13 protein-coding genes and 1 pseudogene are annotated in these 12,991 nt (G+C 52.0%); 9 read left to right on the forward strand and 5 right to left on the reverse strand.

From position 1 onward, the window contains the following. The first annotated feature begins 69 nt into the window (after window positions 1-69). From ACFRAM_RS21775 to ACFRAM_RS21785, 3 genes are all read left to right on the forward strand, one after another. Window positions 70-858 (forward strand): DUF3891 family protein, encoded by a 789-nt coding sequence (locus tag ACFRAM_RS21775; protein WP_379467980.1) that lies wholly within the window; start codon window positions 70-72, stop codon window positions 856-858. A gap of 41 nt (window positions 859-899) precedes the next feature. Next, entirely contained in the window at window positions 900-1,805 is a 906-nt protein-coding gene (locus tag ACFRAM_RS21780; RefSeq protein ID WP_379467982.1) for a metallophosphoesterase, read from the forward strand. A 68-nt stretch (window positions 1,806-1,873) separates the two neighbouring features. Next, window positions 1,874-2,431, forward strand: coding sequence for a GNAT family N-acetyltransferase (locus ACFRAM_RS21785; RefSeq protein ID WP_379467984.1), 558 nt, complete (start codon window positions 1,874-1,876; stop codon window positions 2,429-2,431). A 134-nt stretch (window positions 2,432-2,565) separates the two neighbouring features. Here ACFRAM_RS21785 and ACFRAM_RS21790 read toward each other — a convergent pair whose 3' ends face one another. Together ACFRAM_RS21790 and ACFRAM_RS21795 are read right to left on the reverse strand one after the other, a co-directional pair. Then, window positions 2,566-3,375 carry a histidinol-phosphatase gene (locus ACFRAM_RS21790; RefSeq protein WP_379468050.1) on the reverse strand — a complete coding sequence of 270 codons (810 nt, stop codon included), beginning with the start codon at window positions 3,373-3,375 and terminating at the stop codon, window positions 2,566-2,568. A 42-nt stretch (window positions 3,376-3,417) separates the two neighbouring features. Next, window positions 3,418-4,320: a LysR family transcriptional regulator gene (locus ACFRAM_RS21795; protein ID WP_175371357.1), complete on the reverse strand. Its 903-nt coding sequence runs from the start codon at window positions 4,318-4,320 to the stop codon at window positions 3,418-3,420. A 250-nt stretch (window positions 4,321-4,570) separates the two neighbouring features. Between ACFRAM_RS21795 and ACFRAM_RS21800 the strand changes: the two genes are divergently transcribed. The 5 genes from ACFRAM_RS21800 to ACFRAM_RS21820 all read left to right on the forward strand — a co-directional run bounded on the left by ACFRAM_RS21800 (window position 4,571) and on the right by ACFRAM_RS21820 (window position 9,386). Then, window positions 4,571-5,026 carry a chemotaxis protein CheX gene (locus ACFRAM_RS21800; protein ID WP_175371356.1) on the forward strand — a complete coding sequence of 152 codons (456 nt, stop codon included), beginning with the start codon at window positions 4,571-4,573 and terminating at the stop codon, window positions 5,024-5,026. 29 nt (window positions 5,027-5,055) lie between these two features. Next, on the forward strand, window positions 5,056-5,832 hold the full coding sequence (locus ACFRAM_RS21805; protein ID WP_379467989.1) for an SDR family NAD(P)-dependent oxidoreductase: 777 nt from the start codon (window positions 5,056-5,058) through the stop codon (window positions 5,830-5,832). 98 nt (window positions 5,833-5,930) lie between these two features. After that, the gene (locus ACFRAM_RS21810; protein ID WP_379467991.1) at window positions 5,931-7,421 is read left to right on the forward strand and encodes a DEAD/DEAH box helicase; all 1,491 of its coding nucleotides are present in this window, start codon (window positions 5,931-5,933) and stop codon (window positions 7,419-7,421) included. Beyond that, a complete protein-coding gene (locus tag ACFRAM_RS21815; RefSeq protein WP_379467993.1) occupies window positions 7,418-8,164 on the forward strand; it encodes an ABC transporter ATP-binding protein in 747 nt (248 codons plus the stop codon). The genes ACFRAM_RS21810 and ACFRAM_RS21815 overlap by 4 nt, the downstream gene beginning before the upstream one ends. Before the next feature lies 1 nt (window position 8,165). Next, entirely contained in the window at window positions 8,166-9,386 is a 1,221-nt protein-coding gene (locus tag ACFRAM_RS21820) for an ABC transporter permease (RefSeq protein WP_379467995.1), read from the forward strand. Window positions 9,387-9,481: 95 nt separating this feature from the next. On the opposite strand, the pseudogene ACFRAM_RS21825 reads toward ACFRAM_RS21820, so the two are convergent. Both ACFRAM_RS21825 and ACFRAM_RS21830 read right to left on the reverse strand, forming a co-directional pair. Next, a pseudogene (locus tag ACFRAM_RS21825) lies at window positions 9,482-9,685 on the reverse strand (transposase); the annotation flags it as partial. Window positions 9,686-10,202: 517 nt separating this feature from the next. Further along, window positions 10,203-10,325, reverse strand: coding sequence for a hypothetical protein (locus ACFRAM_RS21830; RefSeq protein ID WP_379467999.1), 123 nt, complete (start codon window positions 10,323-10,325; stop codon window positions 10,203-10,205). 141 nt (window positions 10,326-10,466) lie between these two features. Here ACFRAM_RS21830 and thrS point away from each other — a divergent pair, with 141 nt between their 5' ends. Then, complete coding sequence (gene thrS / locus ACFRAM_RS21835) at window positions 10,467-12,422, forward strand: threonine--tRNA ligase (protein ID WP_379468001.1); 1,956 nt, start codon at window positions 10,467-10,469, stop codon at window positions 12,420-12,422. A 125-nt stretch (window positions 12,423-12,547) separates the two neighbouring features. Here thrS and ACFRAM_RS21840 read toward each other — a convergent pair whose 3' ends face one another. Beyond that, window positions 12,548-12,910, reverse strand: coding sequence for a RidA family protein (locus tag ACFRAM_RS21840; protein WP_379468003.1), 363 nt, complete (start codon window positions 12,908-12,910; stop codon window positions 12,548-12,550). Window positions 12,911-12,991 lie beyond the last annotated feature (81 nt).

Consider the following 12,991-nt stretch of genomic DNA (forward strand, 5'->3'; position numbering starts at 1 on the left):
ATCCAACTATGATATAATCATTATAGTTTATGTAAGCCAGAGAGCAGGAAGAGTTGGGGAGGAATAGATGTGATTTGTCGGGAGCAGGACGGAGCATTTGTGATGATGAAGCAGCACGAGCATGGGGAATTGTCGGGTGTCCTTGCGGAATGGATCAAGGAAGAGCGCGGTCTTGGGGAGTACCGGCGGGAGGAAGTGCTGCGAGCGGTGGCTGAGCATGATCGGGGCTGGATTGATCTCGATGAGACGCCTTTCTGGAACGATGCGGCTGATGCGCCTTATACCTTCTTCGATTTCCCTTTAGTTCCGAAACTAACCTTTTATCAGCGAGGGCTGAACGAGATTGAAGCTGACACGCCATATGGTGCGCTTCTATGCAGCCTGCACTTCGATCGGCTGATTGATATATCCGGCGAGGATTATCCTGAACTGACTGTATACCAGGAGCATGAGAAGGCCCGCCGGGCCCGCATCCGCCATGAGTTAGAGGCGACTGCTCCAATCGGGGAGAGTGAACTGCGCTATGATTCCCATCTGCTGCAGTTCTGTGATGATCTCTCGTTGTACTTGGGGCTGAATAAGCCTGGTAGTACGAAAGCAGAGGGACATCCTTGGTGGCGTGACGGGTTTTCCGGCAGTGAGGATTTTTCCTTTACTTCCGGACAGCGGATTACGGCGACATGGAAGGATGAGGGGACTTTGATTTTGAACCCGTTTCCATTTAGGCGGCAACTGGAAGTATCCTTCAAACAGCGTCGTGTCCAGAGGTCGGTAATCAAGGAAAAGGGGATTGCCTCTGCATACAAGGAGGCGCCGGAGGAGGAAGTACATCTGGTGCTGACTGGCCCGGAGCAATAAGGTGAAATCCGGAAGTAATTAGCCCGAAAGGAGAATACCCTATGAATAAAAGCTCGTCCGGGGTTCCTCCCCTTGAAGGTACAGATAAGAACAATATGCAGCACCAGCGGCCCAAAATTAGCCGTCGCCAGTTTTTGGCTCGCGGCGCGGCAGCCGTTGTAGGCGCAGGGCTTCTGACCGGTGGCTACTCTTGGTTGGCAGAGCCGCGCTGGCTGGAGGTGACCCGGTTGGAGCTACCTCTAGCTGGGCTACCGGGAGCTTTTGCAGGTCTGAAAGTGGTGCATTTCAGCGACACACATCTGGGTTTTAACAAAGATGCCAGTGATATAACCCGTTTGGTTAGTCATATCAGGGAGGCTGACCCGGATCTGATTTGTTTTACCGGTGATATTGTGGACAGTAATCCCGGCGACCTGACGGAATCTGTACCTGTGCTGGCTGAGTTGAAGGCTCCCCTTGGCAAGTATGCGATTCTGGGCAACCATGATTATAAGAATACGGACAAAGTTACCGGGTTGCTAAAATCAGCGGGATTTCAGGTGCTGCGCAATGAATCTATGCTAATCAAGCGTGGCGGTGCGGTAATGGCGATCACCGGACTCGATGATTTGCTGCATGGCAAACCCGACCCGGAGGCAGCGCTGCAAGGCGTTCCGCCGGGGACCTTCACGCTGCTACTGATGCATGAACCGGATTACGCCGATACGGCGGAGGACTACCCTTTTCATCTACAGTTGTCGGGGCACAGCCATGGCGGGCAAATCCGTCTGCCAGTGGTTGGTGCGCCGTTCACTCCCTATGGATCGCTAAAATACATATCCGGATTGTATTACACGGAGAACAAGCGGATGCCGGTCTATGTGAACCGGGGCTTTGGCGAGACTTATATGCCCTTCCGGCTGCTTTGCAGGCCCGAGCTTACGGTATTAACCTTGCGTCAGGCTTGAGCCAAGGAGTAAGGCGTGAAGCAGAACACAATATTGTGTAGCTTTCGATTGAGGAGTGTGGAGAGTTAATGAGTCCCTATGAGACCTTGAAGCTGCCCCATCAGAACGGGACGGCAATAGAACTGCGGCCCATGTTGCCGGAGGATGCCCGTACTTTGCGGATGCTGCTCTCTCATCCACAGGTCAAGGCACATATTGTGATGCGCCCGGGAGGGTCGCAGCCTGCCTTTATGGATAGGCTGATCAACCGAATGCTGTACGCCATTGATCATAGTGCACTGCATGCGGGGATTTATAGACGCGGACAGCAGGGACTGGTGGGAACCGTCTCTTTGCAGAACTGGAACCGGCAGGAGGGCAGAGCTATTTTAGGCTACATGGTTGATCCAAAGTGGTGGGGACATGGCTACGCTACAGAGGCAGTAGGACTCTTGCTGAACTATGGATTTCAGGAGCTGGGGCTGAAGGTGGTAGAAGGCCGATGCCGTGGGGACAACAGTGGTTCAGAGCGGGTGATGCTAAAAAATGGCTTGCAACTGGAGCGAACGGTGCCGATTGTAGCTTCCGGAGGCGATGTAATGAAAGTCTTTAGGCTTTGTTACACAAATGAAATAATGCCGTTATAAAACTCTAACAGTGTCCGGTTAAACTAAGTACATGACCCCCTTTTGAAAATATATAACTGCTTTGGGACCCGATCACTCGGGTCCATTTTTTTTTGCCGTTATTCATATATGGGAATGTACGGTTATGCATGTGGCTAGAGGGCTACGGTGACCTTCTCGCGCTGCTTGAAGTATACCCAGTGTTTGAACCCGATTTCCTTGAGGCGCGCAGCGACGTCGTCTAATTCATCAGCCACACGGGACGGCTTGTGTGCATCAGAGCCGAAGGTAACCTCGACACCGAAATGCAGGGCCCGCTCCAAAATGGCGTCAGACGGGTACCAGCCGCCGCTCAGCTTCGTTTTACCTGAGGTGTTGATCTCGATCGCCACGCCGCTCTCACCGATGGTGCGCAGGCAGTCATCCAACGGCCCTGGTGCAGGAATCTCAGAGAAAGCCGGGTAATTGCCCTTCATAGCATCGATATGCCCCAGTATTTGGAACATGCCGCTGCGAGCGGACTCAGCAATCAGGCGGTAATACTCGGTTTTGGCAGCAATTTTGTCAGAACTGTTCAGCCCTTTCCAGCGGCCTTTATTGAAAATACTGACATCAGCCACATAATGCACCGACCCGATAATATAGTCGAAAGGATGGCGTGCGAGTGTCGTGCGATATAGCTCCGCATATTGTGGGAAATAATCCGATTCGATACCCAGAAGCACGTCGATCCGGCCTTCGTATTCTTTTTTCAGCGACAGAACTTCATCAACATAGAATGCCAGCTCTGACTTCGCCATAGCGATGCGCGGGTAGGCTTGTTCCTCGGGGCTTCCGAAGTAAGGGGTGTGATCGGAGATACCTATGGCGCTCAGTCCGGCGCTCAGTCCAGCCTCAATATAATCGCGGATGTTTCCGTCGGCATGGCCGCAGCGAAAATGATGTGTGTGCAGATCGAATTTCATGGCGGGACCTCTCCTTTTGATCAAAATATAGTGGTGTGTCGGTTATTCTGAACCGATGAACTGCGTTTCCGGCATGCCTTTGAGATCGCTTAGAAATTGTCTCATAGCGGAGTTGACATATTTGCCGGATTTGGTAATGACGCCTACCGGATGGGTGACTTCAAGCTCGATTATCGGCACAATTTTCAGGCTTCCTGCCCGTACTTCTGCGGTGACTGACTGCTTGGAGATAATAGCGGCGCCGAGATCCAGTTCCACCATCCGTTTGACTTCCTCACTGCTGGTCAGCTCCATAATAACCTGGGGCTGAATGCCATGTTTGGCCAGGACCTCATCGGCAAATTTGCGGCCGACGGTATCCGGCGACAGCAGGATCAGCGGCGTTTTGGCCAGGGCTTCTATTCCTGCGGTCTTGACCTGTGCCAGCGGATGGCGGGGTGAAACGACAAGCTCGAAGGTATCATAATACAGAGTGGACGTGCTCACGCCCGAATTGTTGCCGATCAGATAACCGATGCCGACATCGACGAGTCCGTTCTCTACTTGATGATAAATCTGAGAGGAGGACATTGACGAGATAGATGTTTTGATATGGGGAAACTGGTCTTTAAAGTAAGAGAGAATACGCGGAAGAATTTGAATGGCGATGGAAGTGGTCGTGCCGAGAACGATATGCCCCTGCGGGTTCTCTTCCAGATCCGCAAGCCGCTGCTTTAATTCCTCGACAATATTTACAATTTGTTCTGCATGGGTCAAGAATACTTGGCCCCTATCGGTCAACGTGACGGGCTGGTTCCGGTCAACGAGTTGGGTCTTGAATTCTTCCTCTAGACTTTTGATTTGTGCCGAAACCGCCGGTTGGGTCAGGTTGAGCTGCTCTCCCGCTTTGCGAAAGCTCATGGTTTTGGAGATGGTGATAAGCGTCTCAAGCTGGCTGATGTTCATGGAATTCCTCCCTTGGACCAACCGAAGTGGCTCCTTGTTATTAACGTATCTTACGCACATTGTTGGTATTTGATTAAATTATAGGAGATTACACCCGGCAGGGCAATGATCCGCCTTGAGTAATCTTGGGATTTTAGTTGGTCAGGCCTTAATTTTTGGTGAATTGTGCCGATATATGGAGTATAATAATTTATATTGCCTGGGACTTTTGGTATATGACTAAAGCCTAGCGAGGGGGGACAGCATCTTCATGAAAGCAGAAGTAATCAATCCGTTTCTGGAGTCTGCACGCATTGTAATTGAGCAAGTAATTCAGGTTTCGCCGTCCACCGGTAATCTGGGTGTCAAAGAGATCAAGCAAATCGATAATCATATATGGATACAGGTAGGGATGACCGGACAGCTTAGCGGAAATATTATTTTCGGGATTGCAGAGCAGGTAGCGCTACGTATGGTATCGATCATGATGGGTGGCTTTGTCATCACGGAAATGGACGAGATGGGCCAAAGCGCGATTTCGGAGCTCAGCAATATGATCAGCGGCAATGCCAGCACCATTTTATCCAATCAGGGGGTTTCTGTAGATATTACACCGCCGAAGGTGATGAAATCGGACAGTATGTCGTTTGAATCAAGCAAAGCGCTTAGCATCCCACTGCTGATGGAAGGTATCGGCGAACTGGATATTCAGGTGATGATCTCTTAGCGTAAAGACAGGGAGCTGAACTGCATTTCATGGAGCTGAAGAATAAAATTGTTGTCATTACAGGGGCGTCGAGCGGCATCGGCGCACTCACGGCGCAGATGTTGAGCGGCCGGGGTGCGGTTCCTGTTCTGTTGGCGCGTTCAGAAGACAAGCTAAAAGAAACGGCGGCCGGGATTCCGGGCGTTTTTGGATTGTATCCGTGCGATGTACGGGATGCGGCAGCCGTTGAAGAGACGTTTGACAGAATCCTTGCCGATTATGGCAGAATCGATATTTTGCTTAACAATGCTGGGTATGGCAAATTTGCCCCGTTCACAGACATGGACCCCGAGGAATTTGACGATATGATGGATGTCAATTACATGGGGATTGTCCGTTGCACCAAGGCGGTAGTTCCGCATATGTTGGCACGGGGAAGCGGCCAGATCGTGAATGTGGCTTCCATGGCGGGCAAGATTGGAACCTCTAAAGCGGTGGCATATACTGCAACCAAGCACGCTGTGCTGGGTTTTACGAATGCGCTGCGACAAGAGCTGCGCAAGACCGGCATCATTGTCTCGGCAGTCAATCCTGGGCCGATCGCGACGGATTTCTTCAAGATTGCGGACCCGTCCGGGGGGTATGAGAAGAGCGTGGCGAGAATGATGATGACACCGGAGCATGTCTCCACCAAGATTGTCCGGTTGATGGAGAAGGGCAAAGAGGAGCTGGATTTACCGGGCCTCGCGGCCTTCGGCATCCGGCTGTATGGACTTTTTCCCCGGCTGGCGGACAAGCTAACCTATAACGCCATGAACCGTAAATAACGAGCGGCAACAGGACGATGGGGCCTTCCATTTGGTGGAGAGGCCTTTTTGGCATATAATAAAGATATTATCTCAAGCGAAAAGGATGAATTACTATTATGACTAAAGCTTCATTTGCGGCCATCGGCATCCAGGAAGACCTAGCAGCCCGATTGTCAGAATTCGGCATCAACGAGCCTTCCCCTGTACAGGAGCAGACCATTCCGTTGCTGCTGGAAGGAAGAGACGTGATTGCGGCTTCCCAGACTGGCACAGGTAAAACGCTGGCCTATCTGCTGCCGCTGCTTCAGGGCATCAACCCGGAACAGAAAGTGGTGCAGAAGCTCGTGCTTGCGCCTACACAGGAGCTGGCTATGCAGATTCTGCGTGAAGCTGAGCGTTATGGTGCTCACCGGGGAATCCGTGTGCAGGGACTGATCGGCGGTGCGGCGATCAAGCGGCAGATAGACAAGCTGCGTGAGCATCCACAGCTTGTAGTCGGTACCCCTGGCCGAATCCGGGAACTGATCGGACTGCGCAAGTTGAAGATGCATGAGGTCACCACCATCGTTATTGACGAGGCAGACCAAATGTTCCAACTAAGCGGAGCCGGAGAGGTAGCGAAGATTGTCAGCAGTGCGCTGCGGACAAGACAGCTCGTTATGTTATCGGCCACGATTGGGCCGGAGACGAAAGCACTAGCGGCACGGGAGATGAAGAACCCGGCAGAGGTTGGCATTGCCCCGGGAGTGATGACCTCCCAAACTCTGGAGCATCATTACGTGGTAACTGAGGAACGGAACAAGATCGACATGCTACGCCGGGTGATTCGCCATTACAATCCCAAGAAGGCCATTGTGTTCGTGAATGCCACAGATGATATTGCCGAAGTAGAAGCTAAGCTGAACCATCTGGGATTGACAGCCGCAGCACTTTACGGAGATGCAGATAAAGTTACACGTAGCCATGTATTGTCGAAGTTCCGTGACGGTAAATTCAAGGTGCTGGTCGCCAGTGACGTGGCTGCGCGGGGATTGGATATTGAGGATTTGTCGCTGGTGGTGAGCTTTGATCCCGCCTTTGACTCTGAGCATTATGTACACCGGGCTGGCCGGACCGGTCGCATGGGCCGCCGCGGTTTATCGGTCTCCATTGTGACAGAGCAGCAGACTTTTATTATGCGCAAATTCGCACGGGAGCTGGACATTGCGCTGGAAGAGCGCGAATTGTTCGCCGGGAAGGTGCTTACGTCGGATGAAGCCCGCGGTGCGGCTCGCAGTGGCGGTTCTTATAGCGGCGCAACGGCGCCGCGCGGCAGTTCTTCAAGCGGGGAAACGGCATCGCGTAACGGCAAGCCTACAGTACGGACGTCCAGTACAGGTACTGGTTCTGCTGCTGCAAAAGCGGCCAATTCTACCGAGCCGACCCAGCGTTCGGCGCAAGAAAAAGCGGGTACGTCTTCCGGTGGGGAACCACGGCGGGATCACCGCGGAGGAGCAGCACCTGTTCCCAATAAACGGGCGAGCAACAAGGTCCGCGAGCAGGACCGGAAGAATAAGGGAGCACCGAAGTGGCTCAAGAACAAAACTCCTAGGGGGGATGGCCAATGAGTATAACTCCCGTATTACAAATTACGGGTTTAACTGGTGGCTACAGTCTGAACAAGCCAGTGCTGCATGACATTGCGCTACAAGTGCAGCCTGGTGAGATGGTTGGTCTGATCGGCCTGAACGGGGCAGGCAAGAGCACGACGATGAAACATATTCTTGGGCTGATGTCCCCGCACAAGGGAGAAATCCGGGTCAACGATAAGACACGACTTTCTGATCCCGAGGGGTATCACGGGGCGTTGTCCTTTGTACCGGAATCTCCGCTGTTGTACGAAGAGATGACAGTGCGGGAGCATGTTGAATTTACAGCGCGAGCTTATGGTGTGGACCGCAGCGACTATGAATCTCGCAGCATCCAACTCGCAAAGCTATTTCGCATGGAGGACAAGATGGACACCCTGTCTTCTCATCTGTCCAAGGGCATGAAGCAGAAGGTGATGATTATGTGCGCTTTCGTGGCACGTCCTGCCTTGTATGTGATTGACGAGCCTTTTCTGGGTCTGGACCCGCTAGGAATTCGTTCCCTGTTGGACTTCATGATGGATCTGAAGAAATCCGGCGCGTCGATTCTGCTCAGCTCTCATATTCTGTCCACGATCGAGAACTATTGCGATCGTTTTATTGTTCTGCACCAGGGTAAGGTGATCTCCAGCGGCACGCTGGACGAAATGACTGCGGCGGCCGGGTCTCCGGGACAGTCTTTGGAGCAGCTGTTCTACGAGTTGGTTCAAGGAGGTCAGTGATATGGATCTGAAAGAGCTGCGGCGGCAGCGGCGCGGCCAGTCCATGGGGAAAATGCTGCCTTATGCCGGATACATTATCCAGAGTGGTGTGGCCATGGTATTCCTCTTCATCGTGATCGCTTTTTCCGCTTGGTATACTTCTCTGCTCCGGAACATTCCGGAGGGCGTTCCTATTCGCTGGATCATGCTGGTACTGCTGCTGCCTGCGGCGGTGCACAGCAGCTTCAGGACTTATTTGCAAAGTCCGGATACCGTATTCCTGCTGCCGCAAGGTCACCGGATGCGGGAATATTTTGCTCCGGCTTGGGTTAGCGGGAATGTGTGGAAGCTCCTGCGGCTGGCCTTTGTGCTGATAACGTTATGGCCGCTGTACATACGCACGGAAGACACTCCCAAGCTGCTCGGGGCTACAGTGCTCTTATTGGCGGGAGTGAAGCTGCTGTCGAGCTTCGGCTGCTGGCGCGAGCTTGGCATGTTGTCGCGCCCTGCCTCCAGGTCGTTCGCCCTCCTGCGCTGGGCGGTTGGCGGTCTCATGATCGCAGCCTGGATTTGGCAGCCGCCCGGCCGGGCGTTGATCTTCATTGTGCTGCTGGCAGCAGCTTACCTCGCAGCACTTGCCGTTCCGGGCCGTCACCGTGTGGCGTGGGAACGGCTCATCGCCACCGATAAGAACCAGGGTGCTCGGGCGCTGATGATTCTCGGCTGGTTCGTGGACGTGCCTGGGCGCGAGCAGCGGGTTAATGCCCGTCGTTATCTCTCCAAATGGGGGAGCCGCTTGCCTTGGCGGCAGATTACGGCCTACCGTTTTCTGCTGACCAAGAGCTTTGCCCGCGGTGACATCTTCGCAATTGTGTTGCGGATCGCCGTGATTGCCCTGTTCCTGAACTGGTGGAACTATGCCAGCTATCTGGGCAGCGGGATTTATCTATTTTTCCTGTTCATTGTCGGCATTCAGTTGTCTGCATTGCGGAGGCTTCATAGCGAGTCCTTCTGGCTAATTGTGTATCCTCTGCCACAGGGCAGTAAAGCGCAGAATTCGATCATGTTTATCTTCCGCGTCCAGCTTGCATTGGCTGTATTGTTATGGCTGCCCTTCCTCAGGGGCATCGGGGAACAGCCAGGGCTGGTGGCCGGAAATCTGGTCGCCGGCGCGCTGTTGACTTACCTGTTTAAGGCTTACGCTTCCCGTAAGGAAGCTTCACTGGATGACGAAGATTTATAGCAGAAGGGGCTGTCCCTGAAGTGGTTTTTCTAACGATCGGACACCGCTTCTTTCATTCTAGCGACAAAAAAGTAAGCAGAGCAGCGATTCACCCGTTATTGGAGAATCGCTGCTCTGCTTTTTTGGTCCACTGCGGCTTGCTTCAACACGTTATGGGCAAGCGAAAGCCATCCGACCGGGGGCGTCACTTTCTCTATGCCGCGAAGCAGAAATCGCCGGAAACCCCGGTTGTTCTTTAGTTGTCCAAACACACACTCCGGTTCCGTCATTCGACGTACGGCCAAAGCGTAACCCCCTTCACCGAATCATAATCTGTCGACAGATTTCAACCAGTAGAAGCGGTATATTTGCAATTCTCCTTCACCAGTCCTCTGAACAGTGTAAAAGAGGGGGCACCTCGGCCACTAAGAGTATTTTTGTACCTTATTTTTCTTTAATATAGGCAAATGAGGGAAATAAGGGCATTATTGTATCTTATTTTTCGTAAAAGCACGCTGAACGGGGGCTTCTGGAAAATTTAAGGTACAATATTGCACTTAATCTACTCTAACCCTCAGCTGTTGACGATTTAAGGTACAAAAATGCCGCTAATTACACTTCGTTCCTTGCCCGTAGCGCGCTGCTCCTCAGCTCCGCCATTAACTATTTTTCGCATTATTTTTAAGCAGTTGGGCTTCTCATCAATGAACACCTAGTTCTGGGACAGTCCATTGCGTGAGGGGATCGTGTCAAATAACGCCTTGACTTTATTTTTAAGCACAGCTATAATCAACGCCAAGCCATACAATCCCGGCTATGACCAGAGACATGATTCCATTAATCAAGCTGCACAGAGAGAGAAGCAACCGCTGCAAGCTTCTTCTGATTGACGATGGAGTTACCCCTTTGTAGCCGTGATGTGGAACCTGAAGGCTCCGTGCCTGCGGAAGTATACATCACCGGACCATCTCCGTTACAAGATGCTGATGAGGACCTGGCAAGTTGCGGGTCAAATTAGGGTGGAACCACGAGCTGAACGCACTCGTCCCTTGGGATGAGTGTTTTTTTGCGTTCAATAATTCGTGGATGGAGGCATAACAAATGGTTAAAGTGATACTTCCGGACGGATCTGTCCGGGCATATGAACAAGGCGTGACTGTAGAACAGATTGCAGGTTCCATCAGCCCCGCTTTGCGGAAATCGGCAGTTGCCGGCAAAGTGGATGGTGAATTGGTGGATCTCCGCACAGCGGTAGAAGGCGATAGCGGGATCGAGATTGTGACGCTGGAGAATGAGGAAGGACTGAAGATATACCGGCACAGCACAGCTCATCTCTTGGCTCAGGCACTGAAAAGAATATATGGGCAAAAGGCCGTCAAATTGGGCATTGGTCCCGTTATCGAAGACGGATTCTATTACGATATCGACATGGAGAAATCCTTGTCTACAGACGATCTGAAAGTCATTGAGAAAGAAATGAAGAAGATTATCCAAGAAAATCTCCCGATTACTCGCCGTGTAGTTAGCCGGGAAGAGGCGCTGGCCATCTTCGGGGAACTGGAAGATCCCTACAAGCTGGAATTGATTCGTGATTTGCCGGAAGATTCGGTTATCAGCATCTATGACCAGGGAGAATTCTTCGATCTCTGCCGGGGACCGCATCTGCCGTCTACTGGCAAGATCAAGGCGTTCAAGCTGCTGAATGTAGCCGGTGCATACTGGCGGGGAGATTCCAATAACATCATGCTGCAACGCATATACGGTACATCTTTTCCGAAGCAGAGTCAGTTGGATGAGCATCTGAACCTGCTGGAGGAAGCCAAGAAACGGGATCACCGCAAGCTGGGCAAAGAATTGGAATTGTTCATGTTCTCGGAAGAAGCGCCGGGCATGCCTTTCTTCCTGCCCAAAGGCATGATTATTCGTACAGAGCTGGAGGACTTCTCCCGTGAGTTGCTAAGACAGGGCGGCTATGATGAAGTGCGTACACCATTTATGATGAACGTCCGGATGTGGGAGCAATCAGGGCACTGGGATCACTATAAGGACAATATGTACTTCACAGATGTAGACGATACGAAGTTCGCATTGAAGCCTATGAACTGTCCGGGTCACATGCTGATGTTCAAGAACAGCCGACATTCCTACCGGGAGCTTCCGATGCGTCTGGCCGAATTCGGCCAGGTTCACCGCCATGAATTCTCTGGCGCGCTAAATGGCATGATGCGGGTACGCTCCTTCTGTCAGGATGATGCTCATTTGTTCGTGCTCCCTTCCCAGATCGAGGAGGAGATCGCCGGCGTCATTGAGCTCATTGACCATATCTATCAGGTCTTTGGTTTTCAGTACAGCATTGAATTGTCTACTCGTCCTGAGGATTACATGGGCTCCGAGGAGCTGTGGGACGCGGCGGAGCAATCCCTGCAAAATGTGCTGGAGAAGCGCGGCATCCAGTACCGGATCAATCCGGGGGACGGGGCCTTCTACGGACCGAAGATCGACTTCCACATTCTCGACGCGCTGAAGCGCAGCTGGCAGTGTGGAACCATTCAGCTGGACTTCCAGATGCCTGAGAAATTCGACCTCAATTACATTGGCGAAGATAACGGAAAGCATCGGCCTGTGGTCATCCACCGGGCAGTCTACGGCTCCATTGATCGCTTTATCGGGATATTAATAGAGCATTTCTCCGGGGCCTTCCCGGTATGGATATCCCCTGTGCAGGTCCAGATCCTGCCGGTCTCTGACAGGTACAGTGAATATGCCTCGCAGGTGAGAAAGGTCTTGGAGGCGGCAGGTATTCGCACTGAGGTTGACTACCGTAGCGAGAAGCTGGGTTACAAAATCCGTGAAGCGCAAATGGCCAAGGTTCCGTACATGATCGTACTGGGTGAGAGCGAGCAGGCCGGACAATCCATCTCACTCCGCAAGCGGGGGCAGGCTGAGACGGTCACAACAGATCTGCAATCCTTCCTGGCAGTGATCAAGCAGGAGATTGCACTGAAGTCCCTTGAATTTCTTGATGACAATTATGCAATAGCAATACCACAAGCTTAAGATAACTAATGAAGAGAGCGCCGGGCGGATTCCGTCAGGCGCTCTTTTTTTTCGCGGTAAAAACAATACTGGCAATAAAATTAGATGCGGTCAGATCCCTGCGTGTGATTCCCAAGAATGCCAGACTAGCTCCGGGGTTTATAAGCAATCCCATCGATCATGCACAGACAGGATGAATTCACAAATTTGCTGGTGGTGGTCATTCTTGCCGGAAACGTCTCATTATCAAAGTAAGTGCGAAATACGTCGCGGGCGGCGGAGAAATGCTCGATATCCCGCAGATACAGGTTGATTTGCACAAGATCGCCAAGTCTGGCTCCTGCGGCATGCAGGGTGGTCTTGAGATTCTCGAAGCTCTGCACCATCTGGAAAGCAATGTCGTCCCGCTCGTGTCCTCCAGAATGATGGGCAAGAAAGATGAAATCTCCGGCAGCGGTGAAAGCAGAGCAGGTATCATCCCCGTAATGGTTGGATAAGCGCGTAATCATTTATTTTCCTCGCTATCTATTATGTAATTTTATATCCATTATACCAAACGTATGTTCTTAAATCTATGATTCATAGTACCT

Source organism: Paenibacillus sp. NPDC056722, assembly GCF_042790635.1.
GTDB classification, from domain to species: Bacteria; Bacillota; Bacilli; order Paenibacillales; family Paenibacillaceae; genus Paenibacillus_AQ; species Paenibacillus_AQ agri.